The following is a 15,445-nucleotide window of genomic DNA, read 5'->3' as shown; positions in this document are numbered from 1 at the left end:
AGGTCATACCACCTCCTCAACTCGCTAGCTCGTTCACCTGTATCATTTGTGGTCATTGAATGATACACCTTGTATATGATTTCGTTCCCCGGCTCGCGCGCCCCTTGGCTGCTGTTGATCCACCAACTGCCCGCCAAGCCCGCCTATCTGCGCGTCAAAGTCTGGCGGCGGCTGCAGGCGATCGGGGCGACTCCGCTGAAGAACGCCGTTCACGCGCTACCGCTTCGCGACGACACGGCAGCTCTGTTCGACGACCTGCTGCGCGAGATCACCGAGGGCGGGGGTGAGGCCATCATTTTGGAGGCTGCGCTGGTCGGTGGCTTGGGAGACGCGGACGTGCGAGCCCTGTTCGATGCGGTTCGCGATTCCGATTACGAGGACCTCGCCCGCGAGGCGCGCACGATCGACGACGGGCAGGTCGCCCGCGAGATTGTTCGCCTGCGCGCGCGTCTGGCCGAAATCGCGGCCATCGACTATTTCGGCACCCACGGCCGGCAAGCTGCCGAAGCGGCGCTCGCAGACCTGGTGACGCGCTCGACGCGGCACCCTGACGTCAGTTCGACGTGTCAGGCGGTGATCGCGACCGCCGACCTGAGACAGCGGGTCTGGATCACCCGGCGCGGCATCCATGTCGATCGTATCGCGTCGGCCTGGCTGATCCAGCGCTTCATCGACCCCGAAGCGACTTTCAAGTTCGTCGACGGCCAAGGCTACGAGCCTGCCGCGGACGAACTCAGGTTTGACATGGCGAATGCCGAGTTCACCCACGAAGGCGAGCGCTGCACCTTCGAGACGCTGCTCGTGCGGACACAACTCGACAATGATACCGCGCTGGTCGCGATCGGCGAAATCATTCACGACCTCGACATCGCTGACAGCCGCTTCAATCGGCCGGAGACGGCCGGCCTGGGCGCCCTCATCGCCGGAATTTGCGCCCGAACGGATGATGACAACGAACGGCTGGCGGAGGGAACCGCCGCGCTTGAACAGTTTTACGCCTATTTCAGCAGAGGGCGAAAGGCGTGAACTGCGAGCTCTGCATGAAAGTTCTCGTAACAGGTTTGACCCAAGGAGGCCGAAGATTATGAACCTCGGTATTTTCTACTTTTCGCTCGCAAGCTTAGTTGTCTCACCGGGATCGGGCGTGACTCAAGATGTTCCGCCTTCCGCAACCGGCTCCGCCCTTTTGGAGCAATGCAGACGCGGGGCGCCCGAGTGCGGAGCCTATCTGCAGGGTATGCTCGATGAGTTGATCGTCCGTCGCGCCGTGTGCGGCGCCCCGAGATATGACCGTCAGCGTCTCCGCCAAGCTTATCTGCGCTGGGCCGAATCAGAGACTTATCTCAGAGACAAGCACATGGCGGCCGGAGCCAACGAGGCGTTGACTAAGGCGTGGCCTTGCGCTCGGCAGATCGATCCCAGCTCCAGCTGAGGGCCTGTTTGAGCCTGCCGACTTGGGCATGCTCGACACGGGCGTGGGCGGGATTATCGCCCTGATCTTCCTGCGGTCGGCAATCCGTGTATTGCGCGAGGCGTTGCCCGCGCGGCCGAGGGCTGGCGCGAGCTGATACACCGGTTCTGTTCGCGCCGTTCCTGCGGCGTCCGCACCGCCATGTTGCCCAGCGTGTAATAGCCAGCGCTCTGCCCCTGGAAGGCAGTCGGGCCGGTGACGTTCGCCGAACCCAGCGAACTGGACCAATAGGTGTCCATGCTGCTGTTCACGTCGCTTGCGGGCGCTGCGCTCGACAGGAGCGTGAAGGAGGCCGCGACGACGCTGGCCAGCGCGGCCCGGCGCCGACGTCGGCCCTTCAACTTGGCGACCCGAGAGCGCCCGAGTTCGCCCGTCGCCTCGAAGAACCTGTCGTCCAGCGCGAGGTCCAAGAATGTATCGAGGGCGGTCGCTTCGAACGCTCGGTAGGCGTAGCCGCCCTTGTTGGTGCAACGGCCTTCCTGCGAGCCTTCACAGCGAACGTAGGGGTATGGCTTGCCCTTCTGAACCGACGTGGACAGCGAGGCCCGTTGACCACAGAGGCCGCACTTTGTGATCCCGGCGAAGAGGTTGGTGTAGCCCGTCCCGGCACCCTTACCAGCAACCTTCCGCCGGGCTTTCAGATCGGCGCGGGCGCGGGCCACTGTGTCTGCGTCAACAATCCTCGGATAAAAGTCGTGGATGACCCGGCCCTTGAACATGCCGGTGTTGGGTCGGAAGTCGCCTTCGACAATCGGGCTGGTCAGGTATTGCCTGACTGTCGTCCGCGACCACGCCGGAACGCCGCTGCGGTAATCCTTCTGCCGTCCGAAGGGGGGCAGATCAGGCCGGGCGTTGAGCATGTTGACGATAGTGTTCACGCCGATGCCGTCAGCGGACCACTTGTAGATTTGGACGATGGTGTCGGCCATGTCCTCATCGACGATCCAGCCGTCACAGGTGGCGTTCCGCTTAAGCCAGCGAGGCAACAGCCCAGCGAGGTTGACCCATTTCCCCTTACGCTGTTCGGCCAAGGCCCACAGCGTGTTCTTAGATCGCCGCGTCTGGTCGGATTTGTCGGCTGACGCTTGGTGGCTAACTCCGAACTTGATGGCGGTCTGAAGGAAGTCGCCGAGCGACGGGTTCGGCTTGAAAACCTCGCGCGTGTCCGCCAGCCCGATTTCCACGCCCTTGCCGGTCACTTGGTGGACCCACGCCATGGCCTCATCGACCGGGCGACGCGAGAGACGCGAGAGGTTGTCAGCTATCAGAATTGTTCCTTTCGCGAACTCGCCATCCTGAAGGCGCGAAATGAACCGGCCAAGGTCCGCGTCAGCCCGCAGGTGGTCGCCCGTGAACGCCGATTTGGCTTCGTCGGTCAGAACCTCAACAACGGTCCAGCCCTGCGCCTTGGCGAACGACTGACAGCGTTCAAGCTGCGCGTCCAGTGTCTGGGCAGACCCGTCCCCCTGTTCATCCGAAGAATATCGCCGATAGACTATGGCTTGCATGTGGTAGCCATATAGGTCTTTTGCAGATGGCACTCAATCTGGACAAGAAGAACCAGCTGATCTTGGACGAGGTGCAGAACCGCGGCACGGTCGATCATGCGCCGGTCTATCCGCGCGAGGTCGTGCGGCGCGCGCTGGAGTTGTCGGCCAGCGCCCTGATCCTGGTGCACAATCATCCGTCGGGCGATCCCACCCCCAGCCGCGCCGACATCGAGATCACGAAACAGGTTGTGCAGGCCGGCCGCGCCCTTAACGTCGAGGTTCACGACCATCTGGTCGTCGGCCGCCACGGGTTGGCCAGCTTCAAGCAACTGGGCCTGATGTGACCGACAGGATTCTGACGACCGAGCGACTGGTGATGAGCCCCGTCTCGACCGACGATTTCGACGCTCTGCTGACGCTGTGGTCCGATGAAGATTTCACGCGCCACATCATGGGCCGGGCGCTGGGGCGGGCTCTGTTGCAAACTGATCCGATTTTCGGTGATCTGTCTTGCCGAGAGTGAGGGTGGCGCGATGTCAGGGTTCAAAGGGCGGCATTTTGAGGGTGAGATCGTGCTTTGGGCGGTGCGATGGTACTGCCGGTATGGCATCAGCTACCGGGATCTTGAGCAGATGATGGGCGAACGTGGCGTGAATGTTGACCATTCCACGATCTACCGCTGGGTTCAGAGATACGCCCCGGAGATCGAGAAGCGGCTGCGCTGGCAATGGCGCCGCCCTGCCTCGACGAGTTGGCGGGTCGATGAGACCTATATCAAGGTTCGTGGTGCCTGGACGTATCTGTATCGCGCGGTCGACAAGGACGGGAACACGATCGATTTTTATCTCTCGCCAACGCGGAATACGAAGGCTGCGAAGCGTTTCCTGGGCAAGGCGCTGGGCGGGTTGAAGGACTGGGAGAAACCCGAGATCATCAATACCGATAAGGCGCCGACCTACACCGCCGCCATTGCTGAACTGAAAGCGGAAGGCAAATGTCCCAAGGATACCCAGCATCGCCAGGTGAAGTATCTGAACAACGTCGTTGAGGCTGACCATGGCAAGCTGAAGCAGCTGATCCGGCCGGTGCGGGGTTTCAAGACACTGAAGACGGCGTATGCGACGATCAAAGGCTTCGAGGTGATGCGGGCCCTGCGCAAGGGACAGGCAGCTGCCTTCAATCTCACCCGCGACATTTGCGGCGAGGCGCGGCTGGTCGAGCGTGCCTTCGGCCTCGGCGCTTGCGCCCTCACCGAAGCCATTCAACTCATCGGCAAACGGATGGAACTTGAAGCAGCCTAATGGGCACCGCTCGAACAGCCATGAGACGAACTGCGCCCGTCATCACAGTTTGCAACAGAGCCCGCGCCGGCGTATCCACCAATTCGCCGGGGGCGCCATCGCCGCCTCCCTGCTGATGCTCGCGACCGCTCCGCACCTTCTGCTGCTGATGCGCGCTGATTATCGGACCGGAACCGGCCAGCGTCAGGAGGCTTCGCTGCCTGATGGCTCGCGTGTCGTGCTGGACACCGATTCCGCGATCGCGCTCGCTTACGACGGGAATGAACGGCGGATCAAGCTGCTGCGCGGCCGTGCCTGGTTCGATGTGCGGCATGATGACGCCCGCCCGTTCCGTGTCGCGGCGGAGGGGGGCGTCACCCAAGACGTGGGGACGGCCTTCGCGGTCGAGCGCGATGACGATGGCGTGGACGTAGGGGTCAGCGCCGGCGTGGTGCGCGTGACGGCGCCGGAGGGCCAAGAGGAGGCTACCACGCTCAGGGTTGGCGAGCGGCTGCATTATCGGCCGGGAGGTTCGTCCGAACGGCTCGCCTCGACGGACGGCGCCAGCATCGCCGCATGGCGCTCGGGCGCGCTGCTGCTGCGCGACCTGCCGCTGTCCCGCGCCATCCATGAAATCGGCCGCTATCGCTCGGGGCCGATCTTCACCTTCGGCGATCTCGACGCGGCGCAGCCGGTGAGCGGCGCCTTCCGCACGGATCAGCCCGACGACGCCTTGGCGACGCTCGCGGCGATGCGCCAGCTCCGCATTCGTGCGCTGCCTGGGGGCATCTTGATCGTGCAGCCCAAAGCCCCCTCCTAAAAATATTTTCGTGCTGCCTTTGGGTAAGGGCCTTCGAGAACAGTCATAGGGGCGTCCCAAGCGAGTTGCGATTGCGTCGCAGGGGCAAGAAGCCCGCCTTCGGTGGGTTGGACAACCGCTCGGGGGATTACCGAATGTCGCTTTCTACGCCGTCTGCCAACCGTTCTGTCCGTGCTTTCTCTCGCCGGCTGCTCTATGCCGCGAGTGCGTTGAGCCTCGCCATCCCGGCAGCGGCCTGGGCGCAGGCCGCCCCATCGGCCACCAGCGCCAGCCATGATTTCGCGATCCCCGCTCAACCGCTCGAAGCGGCGCTACGCGAGTATATGCAGCAATCGGGCGTGCAGGTCGGCTATGAGAGCGGGGATGTGGCAGGGCGCACCAGCGCGCCGGTCAACGGCGCAATCGGCGCCAGCGAGGCGCTGTCCCGGCTGTTGACCGGCACCGGCCTCACCTATCGTTTCACCGCGCCCACAGCCGTCCGGCTCGAACCCGCCCCTACGGCCGAAGCCGGCACGGTGCAGCTCGGCCCGGTGCGCGTCGAGGGCGACAACGGTTCACAAGCCAGCACCTATGCCAACGGGTATGATCCCAAAGCCAGCGATCCCTATGCGAAGATGTCTAATCCGCCGACGACGGTGGGCAGCAAAACCCCGCTGACCCAGCGCGAAATCCCGCAAACGATCACGGTCATCACGCAGGAGCAGATTCAGCAGCAGAATATGCAAACCCTCAATGACGCCATGCGTTGGACGCCTGGCGTAACCATTGGCAACACCGACTCCGAACGAACGGACTTCTACTCGCGTGGTTTCCCGATCACGACATGGATGTTGGACGGGATGCCGACAACGCAGAATCTGTCCTCAATCGCACCAAATCTTGCGATGTTTGATCGGGTTGAAATCCTGCAAGGCCCTGACGGGCTCATGAACGGCTTCAGCAACGAAGGTGGTGCTCTCAATATGGTGCGCAAACGCGCGCCGAACACCTTCCAACTCAAAGCTGAGGCCCTCGCTGGGACATACAACGACTTTGGAGGCACCCTCGACGTGGGCGGCCCGCTCAACAGTTCCGGTTCCATCCGGGCGCGCGTGGTTGGCAACATTCAGAGCCAAGACCTGATGTGGGATACGAGCTTTCGCCACGACAAGCTCATTTACGGCACGCTTGAGGCTGATTTGACGCCGACTACGCTGCTCCGGGTGGGTGGGAGCTATACCGACATAAATGAGAGGGGGAACTGGGAAGGGGCCTTGGCCTACGACACGCCAGTAAATGGCGAATATATCCTTTACGGCAACAGATCGACCAATACCGAGGCGCCGTGGAGCCATAATACCTATTCATACAAGACCGCGTTCGCCGAGCTGGATCAAAAGCTTGGCTCAGGCTGGTCCGGCAAGCTCGCCTTTAACTATTTGGGCAGTCACTCGGTCGTTCTTCAAGGGCTCGCCCAAGGGTTTCAAAACAACTCGGACCTTACAGACTATATAGCCGAGACGTGGCACCAAACCGACAATCAAGAGTCGGTCGATGCGTTCGTTACCGGGCCGGTGCACCTGTTCAATCGCACCCACACTCTAACATTTGGGGCAACCTATCAGCGGGAGGATTTCGTCGACACGGCATATCGGTGCGGGCCAACTGACAGTGCAGGCGGCGGAACCTTTTGCCAAGCCGAAGAGCCATTGTCCTGGGTGCAAAATGCACCGGAGCCGGCCTTTAACTCACCCACTACCTTTCATTATACGACGGCGATCAATCAATACGGTCTCTATGGCAATGCACGTATCAGCTTGGCTGATCCGCTGACTCTCGTGGCCGGCGCACGCGCAATATGGTGGGACACCAACAGCCAGGGTAATGTCACCGCCTCAAATCGAGTCTCGGGCAAGGTGACTCCTTACGCTGGCCTTATCTACAATATCAGCAAGAACTATTCCGCATATTTCAGCTACGCTACAATTTATAATCCGCAATCTTCTAGAAACGCGGAGGGCAATGTTCTGCCTCCTCTGGAGGGCGTTCAGTATGAGGCTGGCGTAAAGGGGGAATATCTTGATGGTCGGTTGAATGCCTCGGTTGCTCTGTTCCAGCTAACGGAAGAGAATCGAGCAATTTCTGACCCGAGATACCCGGACCAAGGTTATTATATCGCGACGGGGCGCGCTAGAAGCCGTGGCGTCGAGGTAACGGCAACCGGCCACTTAACAAACAATTGGATCATATACGGCGGATACACATACACGGACGCAAAGTATCTCGACTCCAGCGAGAACGCCAGCGGCGTTGGATTCGCCAGCATTGCTCCGAAGAATCTTTTTAAGCTGTCAACGACTTACACTCTGCCCGGAAGCCTGAGTAAGTTCAGTGTGGGCGGCGGAGTTTATGTTAGTAGCGGAATCTATGCCACCGATGGCAACGGAAACTATTTGCGCCAAGGTGGATATGCGACACTCGACCTGCGCGCCGCATACAAGATTACGGATCGGCTCACAGCGTCTGTGAATGTGACTAACGTAACCGACACCCATTATCTGATCCTAGAAAGTCCTTATGGTGGCTTCTATGGCGATCCTCGCAAAGCGCTGTTCTCCCTGCGCTATAGCATGTGATGGGTAGCCAGGCCGTGCGGTCACATGACAAGATTCGCGCTTGGGCCTCGATCCATAAGTGGGCGAGCTTGATCTGCACGGCCTTCCTGCTGCTGATCTGTCTGTCGGGGCTTCCGTTGCTGTTCAGTCGGGAAATCCATCATCTGACCGATACGGCCGTCTATGCGGAGATGCCGGCCGGCGCCCCCCGCCAGTCGCTCGATCGACTGGCGGGGCAGGCAAAGCGCATGTTTCCCCGCGAGATCGTCACCTCGATCTATGCCGACGATGAGGAGCCGCAGGTCTATGTCTGGATGGCGCCGTCCTTCGCGGCACAGCAGGCCAATCCGAAGGTCGCGCACTTCGTCCGCTTCGACGCTCATACGGGCGGGGTTATTGGTCGATCGACCCCGCCCGGTCAGCAGCAACGGACCTTTATGAACTGGATGCAGGGGCTTCACGAAGACCTGTTCGCCGGCTTGGTCGGCGAGCTGTTCCTTGGAACGATGGGCCTGCTGTTCGTCATTGCCATCGTCTCCGGCGTCCTTCTCTATGGTCCCTTCACCCGAAAAATGGATTTCGGCGCGGTGCGAACCGGGCGCTCCCGCCGCGTGCGCTGGCTCGACCTTCACAACCTGCTCGGCATCGTCACGCTAACCTGGGTGTTTGTCGTCGGCACAACGGGCGTGATGAACGAACTTTCGACGCCGCTGTTCGCTATATGGCAGCGGACTGACGTGGCGGCCATGCTGGCGCCCTGGCGGGGGAAGCCAACGCCCCGGCCTGATGAGCTGTCCTCGCCGCAAGCGGCGGCCGATACCGCGCTACGCGCGCTACCCGGCATGATCGTCACCAGCATCACTTTTCCCGGCGACGACTATGGCAGCCCCTATCACTATTTGCTTTGGGCGCATGGCAGCACGCCGCTTACCGCGCAGCTATTCAGCCCGGTTCTGGTCGATGCCCGCACCGGCAAGCTGACGGCTGTGGTGAAGATGCCGTGGTATCTGCGCGCCCTTGAGATTTCTCGCCCGCTCCATTTCGGAAATTATGGCGGGATGCCGCTCAAGATCATCTGGGCGCTGCTCGACCTCGTAACGATCGTGGTGCTGGGGAGCGGCCTCTATCTGTGGGCGGCCAAGCGCAAGCGCGCGCCGGCCGAAACGCAACGCGATCCGCACGCGCCGGCGCCCCCCCTCGATCTGCTAGAGGCGGCCGAGTGATGAAACGGCATCGCTCCACCTTTCGCCGTCAATGGTCGTGGCCGATCGCCCTCGCGGCGCTGACCCTGTTCGGCTTGCTCTCGGCGCTGTTCGGCGAAGGCGGCATCTGGTGGTGCCTGTCGTGGGCGGCGCTGGCGATCCCGCTGCTGGTGATCGCGCGCCACGTCCTGCGACCGACAGGGAGGCCGCAACATGCTCGCCACCATGCGCCCTGACGGCGACGACGCGCGCCAGGCGCGCGACGATGCCGAAACGCTGCCGATCGTGCTGCCGCTCCCGGTCGAGCGGCATCCCTATGCCCCGCCGCCCGAACACAAGATATTCGGCTTTCTCGGCACATGCCTGGTCTTTGCCGTGGCCTTCGCCGGCCTGCTCCTGACGTTCGAGCATCATTTCAACCCGCCGCCGCCCTCGGCGCCGCTGGTGGTGAGCCTGCTTCCGCTCGCCTCGCCGCCCGAGACGCCGCCCAAACCGAAAGAGGCGCCCAAGCCGGTCGAGAAGCACCAGCGCCAGCCCACGCCGCAAAAGGTCGTGCCGGTCGAGCGTCCGATCATCCCGGTCCCGACGATCGCGCCGCCCCCACCCGCGCCAGCGGTGAAGCCCGTCGATCCGACGCCCCCGCAACCGGAAACCGCCGCGCCCAAGACGGCGCCGGCGCCCCCCGCGCCGCAGGTATCGAGCAACGCGCCCGATACGTGGGAGGGCCGCGTTCTCGCCCGCTTGCAGAAATACCAGCGCTATCCCGGCGCGGCGAAGAGCGCCCGCCAGCAAGGCGTCGCCTATATCCGGTTCCGGATGAACCGCGACGGCCATGTGCTATCCTCGTCGCTGGTGCGGAGTTCCGGCTTCCCGGCGCTCGATCAGGCCGCGCTCGACACGCTGCGCCGCGCTGATCCGCTCCCCAAGATTCCGCCCGAACGGCCCGACGAAATCGAGCTGGTAGTGCCTGTGGAGTTCCTATTACGTTGAGCGCGCCCTTCTCCCCGATCGCGCTGCGTCGCCGCCCCGCGCTCGAACGCCGCGCCCTCGCCATGCTGCGCGGCGACGAACAGCATTTCCATGCCGATGAAGATGCCCGCGCCTCGGAGCCGTCGCGCCAGGCCGCGAAGTCGCAAGCGCTGTTCTTCGCCGAGCTGCGCCGCGTGGCGGCCCGCCACGGCATCACCGTGCTGCCGCCCGGTTCCCGCCTCGTCGGCGAGGGCGAAATGCTGCTGCTGACGTGGCTCGCGCAGGAACAGCGTATCACCAGCCACGGCCGCGCCATCCCGGCCGATCCGCTGCTGATCGCGGCCGTCGCCCGCTGCGCAGGCCTGCTCGATGCGCTCGGCATCCATCTCGGCCCGAATACCCTCTATGGGGCGCGGCTGCGCGGAAATCACGCGAGCGGGGCCGGGTCCGCCCTATAGCGGCCGATAGGCGACGCCGATCCGGTTCTCGGCCGAGTTGCGCCGGCGCAAGGTCGCGGCGATATGGCGCTCGGCCGCCTCGCGATCGGCGAAGGCGTGGGAACGGGCCTGACCGCGCGCGCCGATCCGGCCCCAGCGGGTTTCCACCAAGATCATGCCGAACAGGTCGAGGCTCGCGGTGATGCTGTAGCCGCGCCGGACGTTGCGGGCCGGGTCAAGCGCCACCAGCTCGATCGGATCACAAAGCGGGAGAGCTGCGCCATTCATGGCGCAAAGCCTACAAAATCAGGCCCGCGAAGTCCGGCGACATTCCTGAATCAGTGCGGGGGCGGTGATTCACAAAAGCGATCAGCGCGCCCGTGGTGCAGATTTCGATACACCGTGTTCAGCCGTTGAACACCGCCCGATCGGCTTGCCCATGACCGAGATGGCGAAGCCTGCTAGAAGATCGATGAAGCTGCGCGAACGGAGGGCGGCACATGGTTCAGGGCATCGTCATCGTCGCCATCCTGGCCGGCGCCGTTTGGTTCCTGATCCGGCATTTCAAGCGCGGCTGCTGCGACTGAGGTTCGGCCTCGCTATTGGGCGGCCTTCAGCTCCGTCGTACAATACACCGGATTCTTGGCCTTGGCCGCCCTCCATTCGTCATCAGCGCAACTGGCTGTCCTTGCTGCCCCGGCGATTGATGCCGGTGAAGGTGGGGCGCTTATCGCGTTCGCTTTGACAGGCGACACAGGTTCTTACGCCGGGTATGGCCGTGCGGCGTTTCGCGGGGATTTCGTCGCCGCACACCTCGCAGTCGGTGCTACCCTCGCCGGAAGGCAGACGCGATCGGGCGGCGAAAACCGCGTCCATGATCGTTGCATCAATCTGGTCCTGCACCGCACTATCGGGTGCCCATCCATTTGCCATCGCCGCAAGCTCCTCGATTTTGACCTTGGGGGTCAGATAGTCGGGGGCGCATGGGCCAAGCACGCGACTATCCAGCACAGCACCCGAATATAGGGTACTCCCTGCCAGTATCAAGGAGTGCGCAAATTTAGCTCAGGACGGATTTATGGGGTTCCAGTGGAGCGGGTAGATCTTCTTCGCCAAGCAGCGACAACATATCCCGCTCGATTGTCCGCTTCATCGCATAAAGCGGCAGACAGTTGGGCTCGACGCCGAACGGGTCTTCCAGCTCGTGTCCCAGCGCGTCGAGGCCGAAAAAGGTATAGGCGGTAAGGAGCACCGGCAGGAGCGTCCACCAGTCGAGTGATCCTGCGAGCGCGAAGGGAAGCATCACGCAAAAGATAATTGCGGTGCGATGAAGCAGCAGAGAATATGCGAACGGCACGGGCGTCGTGGATATCCGCTCGCAAGCGCCCTGAACCTTGCCGAAGGATCGCATGTCTTCTGCCACGACGGCATAGTGAATCGGCGTAATGACGCCAGTCTGCTTCAGGTGGAGCAGCCTACGCCCCATACGATCGAGCACGAGGTTGGTGACGTTCGGGCTCTTTGTCGCCGGGCCGATTTCGACCCACGGCGCAATAGCGGCGATTTCGTCCTCGCCGCGAAGGCGTGCGGTGAGGCCGCAGGCAAAGCCACATATGCTGTGGAGCAACGCTCGCCGATCCTCGTCAGGGAGAAGCGATGTCTCGCGCGCGAACGAACGGGCCGAGATAATCAGCTCGCCCCATAGCTGCCGCCCCTCCCACCATCGCGCATAGCAGGCATTGTTGCGAAAGCTCATGAAGATCGAGAGCGCGATGCCGATCAGGGTGAAAGGGATCGTCGAGATACGCGCGAAAATGCCGGGATGGGCTTGGGCGGCCAGGATGGCGATCACACTGACGATCGCTATCGCCGCCAGCCTCCGCGCGATGCGCGGCAAGATCGAGCCATGCACGGTGAAAATGATATCTTGGAAGCTCGGTTGCGATCGAACGATCATGGTCCGTGGAATGTCCTTCGCCTGTTTGCCGGCATTTCCCTCGGCAGCTCGTCGAAACGAGCTGCCGTCAGGGTTTGAGGATGAGGCGAATGACCTGCGCGACAGCCCCCAGCGCCAAAACGCTGGCCGCCCAGATTAAGACCATCCAGGCGAGCCGTCGACCGAGCGGTTTTTGCTCATCCATCAGTGATAGCCGTGGGCGCCGACCTTACCGCGGAACACCCAATAGGCCCACGCGGTATAGCCGAGAATGATCGGAATGATGATGGCCGCACCCGCCAGCATGAAGAGCTGGCTTTGCGGGGGAGCGGCTGCATCCCAGATCGTGACGGCGCGGGGAACGACATAGGGATAGATGCTGATCCCCAGCCCAACGAAACCGAGAAAGAACAGGCCAAGCGCCATAATGAAGGGCAGACGCTCCGCGCCGCGCTTCAGACTCCAGAAGAAGGTTGCAGCGCAGATTGCCACCAGCAGAGGAACCTGCGCGGTGAGAAGCACGCCGGGCATCGCAAACCAGCGTCGCCAATAGTCATAGGTCAGGAACGGCGTCGCCGCACTGACGGCGAAAAGCGCGAGTAGCGTCGCACCGCCGAGCCAAAATGCCAGTCGACGGGCGCGTTCCTGGCCCGGCCCTTCGGTTTTCCAGACCAGCCAGGCCGCGCCGAGAAGCGCATATCCGATTACGACTGCCGCGCCGGTCAAGAGGCTGAACGCGCTCAGCCAATCCAGCCATCCCCCGGCATAGGCATCGGCCTCGACCCGCACGCCTTGCAGGATCGCGCCCAGCGTGATCCCCTGCGAGAACGCCGCGAGAACGGACCCAAAGCTGAAGGCGACATCCCAGAAGGGACGATGGCGTGGATCTCGCCAACGAAACTCGAATGCCACCCCGCGGAACACGAGACCGAGCAACATCGCGATGATGAGCGGGTAGGTCGCGGGAAGGATGATGGCGTAGGCAAGGGGAAAGGCCGCGAAGAGACCGCCTCCGCCCAGCACCAGCCATGTTTCGTTGCCATCCCAGACCGGCGCGATCGAGTTCATCGCCTGATCGCGCTCCCCTCCGACCGAAAGGCTCGGGAAGAGGATGCCGATCCCCAGATCGAACCCGTCCATCACGACATAGGCGAAGACAGCAAAACCGATGATACCGGCCCAGATTATGGTGAGATCGAGGTGCTCCATGTTCATGCCTCCCGTCCGGTCGATGCCACGACGCCGCTCGCCGGCGTAATGCCCGCCGCGCGTTGCGGCACCTTGGACGGTTCCGGCTCACCGGCTGCGGGCGGCTTTGCCATCATCCGGAGCAGATAATAGGTGCCGGCCCCGAAGGCGCCGAAATAGACGAGGATGAAAGCGACGAGGGACGCCGCGACGGCGGGTGCGGCCAAGGGGGAATGGGACTCTGCGGTTCGCAGCAGGCCGTAAACGGTGAAGGGCTGTCGCCCAACCTCCGTCGTGACCCATCCTGCTATGACCGCGACGAAACCTGACGGACCAAGCGCGACAGCGGCGCGGTGAAGCCAGTGCCAGTCATAGAGCTTGCCGCGCCAGCGGGCGAGCAGGCTCCAAAGTCCCAGCCCCAGCATGGCGAGGCCCATCGCCACCATGATCCGAAACGACCAGAAGACGATCGGCGTGGGCGGCCAGCGATCGCGCGGGAAGTCGTTGAGGCCGGGGAGGGGCGCTTTGGGATCGTGCTTGAGGATAAGCGATCCCAGATAGGGGATTTCGACCTTGCCGTGGACCACCGCATCCTTGTTGCTCGGGAGGCCGAAAAGGATGAGCGAAGCGCCGTCGGGGCTGGCCTCATAATGACCTTCCATCGCGAGAACCTTCGCCGGCTGATGCTCCAGCGTGTTGAGGCCGTGCTGATCGCCCGCGAGAATCTGGATCGGAGCGACGAGCGCCGCCATCCACATCGCCATCGAGAACATCTTGCGCGCGCCGGGATTCGCGCGGTCGCGCAGAAGGTGCCATCCCCCGACCGCACCGACGACCATCGCCGTCGTCAGATAGGCCCCGATGACCGTGTGAACGAGGCGGTATGGAAAGCTCGCGTTGAAGATGATCGGAAGCCACGAACCTGCGGGCACGAACTGGCCCTTGGCATTGATCGCATAGCCTGCCGGCGTCTGCATCCAGCTATTCACGGAAATGATCCAGGTCGCCGAGATGAGCGTCCCGACGGCGACCATGCAGGTCGCGAAAAAGTGCGGCCCTTTGCCCACCTTGTTGATTCCGAACAGCATGACACCGAGGAAGCCCGCCTCAAGGAAGAACGCGGTGAGAACCTCATAGGCCATCAACGGGCCGATGACGGGGCCGGCTTTGGCCGAGAAGACCGACCAGTTCGTCCCAAACTGATAGGACATGACCACGCCCGAGACCACGCCCATGCCGAAGGCTACGGCGAAGATCTTGAGCCAATAGCGGTAGAGGTTGGCGTAAACGCCGCTCCCCGTTTTCAGCCACAACCCTTCAAGCACCATCAGGTAGCTTGCCGTGCCGATGGAGAAGGCCGGAAAAATGAAGTGGAAGGAGACCGTGAACGCGAATTGCGCGCGCGCCAGGATTACCGGATCGAGATTCGCAAGCACCAGATTTTCTCCCTGACTTTCGGCCTCCTCAACTGCGACCAGCGTTGTGGTGCTGCGGCGCGTGCTCGGCGAAAGGTGGAACAGCCTTGCGCACTTTAATACCATACTCCCCACCAGTATCAAGGGGGCAGGGAACCATAGATCAGCTCCTGATGTTTGGAGGGGGAAAGCGGGCCGTTGCAGCTATGAATCGGCAGAGGCCGTCGACGAGCCGCGACCCTTAATTCACAAGCGGCTTGAAACTCCCCCCCTGTATAGTATGTAGTGGTGATCTTTCAGGAAAGCGCGATGCCACATTCACCAGAGGACAAGAAGCGGGCCATCACACGCCTTCGCCGTATCAAAGGGCAGGCGGAAGCGCTGGAAAGGGCGATCGAGGCAGGTACGGACTGCGCACCCCTGCTCCAACAGATCGTGGCAATGCGGGGAGCGACCAACGGATTGATGGCGGAGGTGATGGAGAGCCATCTTAAAGAGACGTTCGGACCCTCAAGCAAGGCGATTGGGGGGCAGGACGGTGACTCTTACGATAATGACATGGAGGGGGTCATGAAGATATTGAGAACATATCTCAAATGAGCGCGGCCAAGATCATCCCGTATAGGTAATTATCTGGATATCT

At 62.3% G+C, this 15,445-nt stretch carries 18 protein-coding genes and 1 pseudogene; 12 read left to right on the top strand and 7 right to left on the bottom strand.

What is annotated here, in order from left to right:
• The first annotated feature begins 75 nt into the window (after window positions 1–75).
• Both E4341_RS14035 and E4341_RS15810 read left to right on the top strand, forming a co-directional pair.
• Window positions 76–1,026, top strand: coding sequence for a chromate resistance protein ChrB domain-containing protein (locus E4341_RS14035; RefSeq protein WP_176695932.1), 951 nt, complete (start codon window positions 76–78; stop codon window positions 1,024–1,026).
• Window positions 944–1,432 carry a Rap1a/Tai family immunity protein gene (locus E4341_RS15810; RefSeq protein WP_367118267.1) on the top strand — a complete coding sequence of 163 codons (489 nt, stop codon included), beginning with the start codon at window positions 944–946 and terminating at the stop codon, window positions 1,430–1,432. Before E4341_RS14035 ends, E4341_RS15810 begins: the two co-directional genes overlap by 83 nt.
• A 53-nt stretch (window positions 1,433–1,485) precedes the next feature.
• Here E4341_RS15810 and E4341_RS14030 read toward each other — a convergent pair whose 3' ends face one another.
• Window positions 1,486–2,979: a recombinase family protein gene (locus E4341_RS14030; protein ID WP_165118087.1), complete on the bottom strand. Its 1,494-nt coding sequence runs from the start codon at window positions 2,977–2,979 to the stop codon at window positions 1,486–1,488.
• A 32-nt stretch (window positions 2,980–3,011) separates the two neighbouring features.
• On the opposite strand from E4341_RS14030, the pseudogene E4341_RS14025 reads away from it, so the two are divergent.
• The 9 genes and pseudogenes from E4341_RS14025 to E4341_RS13985 form a co-directional block, all read left to right on the top strand.
• Window positions 3,012–3,305: pseudogene (locus E4341_RS14025) on the top strand (RadC family protein); the annotation flags it as partial.
• Window positions 3,302–3,484, top strand: a complete 183-nt coding sequence (locus tag E4341_RS14020; protein ID WP_205751309.1) for a hypothetical protein — start codon at window positions 3,302–3,304, stop codon at window positions 3,482–3,484. The pseudogene E4341_RS14025 and the gene E4341_RS14020, both read left to right, overlap by 4 nt.
• A 10-nt stretch (window positions 3,485–3,494) precedes the next feature.
• Entirely contained in the window at window positions 3,495–4,262 is a 768-nt protein-coding gene (locus E4341_RS14015) for an IS6 family transposase (protein WP_066521070.1), read from the top strand.
• Window positions 4,249–5,061: a FecR family protein gene (locus E4341_RS14010; RefSeq protein WP_165118085.1), complete on the top strand. Its 813-nt coding sequence runs from the start codon at window positions 4,249–4,251 to the stop codon at window positions 5,059–5,061. Before E4341_RS14015 ends, E4341_RS14010 begins: the two co-directional genes overlap by 14 nt.
• Window positions 5,062–5,195: 134 nt before the next feature.
• Complete coding sequence (locus tag E4341_RS14005) at window positions 5,196–7,676, top strand: TonB-dependent receptor (RefSeq protein WP_165118083.1); 2,481 nt, start codon at window positions 5,196–5,198, stop codon at window positions 7,674–7,676.
• Window positions 7,676–8,878: a PepSY domain-containing protein gene (locus E4341_RS14000; protein ID WP_165118081.1), complete on the top strand. Its 1,203-nt coding sequence runs from the start codon at window positions 7,676–7,678 to the stop codon at window positions 8,876–8,878. Before E4341_RS14005 ends, E4341_RS14000 begins: the two co-directional genes overlap by 1 nt.
• Window positions 8,878–9,093 (top strand): hypothetical protein, encoded by a 216-nt coding sequence (locus E4341_RS13995; protein ID WP_062126525.1) that lies wholly within the window; start codon window positions 8,878–8,880, stop codon window positions 9,091–9,093. The genes E4341_RS14000 and E4341_RS13995 overlap by 1 nt, the downstream gene beginning before the upstream one ends.
• On the top strand, window positions 9,071–9,847 hold the full coding sequence (locus tag E4341_RS13990) for an energy transducer TonB (RefSeq protein ID WP_063113157.1): 777 nt from the start codon (window positions 9,071–9,073) through the stop codon (window positions 9,845–9,847). Before E4341_RS13995 ends, E4341_RS13990 begins: the two co-directional genes overlap by 23 nt.
• Window positions 9,844–10,284, top strand: a complete 441-nt coding sequence (locus tag E4341_RS13985; protein ID WP_062126531.1) for a hypothetical protein — start codon at window positions 9,844–9,846, stop codon at window positions 10,282–10,284. Before E4341_RS13990 ends, E4341_RS13985 begins: the two co-directional genes overlap by 4 nt.
• Here the strand turns inward: E4341_RS13985 and E4341_RS13980 are convergent.
• The 6 genes from E4341_RS13980 to E4341_RS13955 all read right to left on the bottom strand — a co-directional run bounded on the left by E4341_RS13980 (window position 10,279) and on the right by E4341_RS13955 (window position 14,928).
• A complete protein-coding gene (locus E4341_RS13980) occupies window positions 10,279–10,509 on the bottom strand; it encodes a WGR domain-containing protein (protein WP_205499247.1) in 231 nt (76 codons plus the stop codon). The two genes, E4341_RS13985 and E4341_RS13980, sit on opposite strands and share 6 nt — an antisense overlap.
• A gap of 423 nt (window positions 10,510–10,932) precedes the next feature.
• Window positions 10,933–11,196, bottom strand: coding sequence for a DksA/TraR family C4-type zinc finger protein (locus E4341_RS13975; protein WP_024310576.1), 264 nt, complete (start codon window positions 11,194–11,196; stop codon window positions 10,933–10,935).
• 127 nt (window positions 11,197–11,323) lie between these two features.
• A complete protein-coding gene (locus E4341_RS13970) occupies window positions 11,324–12,220 on the bottom strand; it encodes a bestrophin family protein (RefSeq protein ID WP_062126538.1) in 897 nt (298 codons plus the stop codon).
• Between the two features lie 67 nt (window positions 12,221–12,287).
• Complete coding sequence (locus E4341_RS13965) at window positions 12,288–12,365, bottom strand: DUF2474 family protein (RefSeq protein ID WP_240893678.1); 78 nt, start codon at window positions 12,363–12,365, stop codon at window positions 12,288–12,290.
• 38 nt (window positions 12,366–12,403) lie between these two features.
• The gene (cydB, locus tag E4341_RS13960; protein ID WP_205499249.1) at window positions 12,404–13,414 is read right to left on the bottom strand and encodes a cytochrome d ubiquinol oxidase subunit II; all 1,011 of its coding nucleotides are present in this window, start codon (window positions 13,412–13,414) and stop codon (window positions 12,404–12,406) included.
• Window positions 13,411–14,928 carry a cytochrome ubiquinol oxidase subunit I gene (locus tag E4341_RS13955; RefSeq protein ID WP_240893578.1) on the bottom strand — a complete coding sequence of 506 codons (1,518 nt, stop codon included), beginning with the start codon at window positions 14,926–14,928 and terminating at the stop codon, window positions 13,411–13,413. The genes cydB and E4341_RS13955 overlap by 4 nt, the downstream gene beginning before the upstream one ends.
• A 183-nt stretch (window positions 14,929–15,111) precedes the next feature.
• Here E4341_RS13955 and E4341_RS13950 point away from each other — a divergent pair, with 183 nt between their 5' ends.
• On the top strand, window positions 15,112–15,402 hold the full coding sequence (locus tag E4341_RS13950) for a metal/formaldehyde-sensitive transcriptional repressor (protein WP_062126547.1): 291 nt from the start codon (window positions 15,112–15,114) through the stop codon (window positions 15,400–15,402).
• Window positions 15,403–15,445 lie beyond the last annotated feature (43 nt).

The sequence above is a fragment of the Brevundimonas sp. 'scallop' genome, from assembly GCF_011045535.1.
Classification (GTDB): Bacteria; Pseudomonadota; Alphaproteobacteria; order Caulobacterales; family Caulobacteraceae; genus Brevundimonas; species Brevundimonas vesicularis.
The sequence above is the reverse complement of the archived record's forward strand: the minus strand, read 5'-3'. Positions and strand labels throughout refer to the sequence as shown.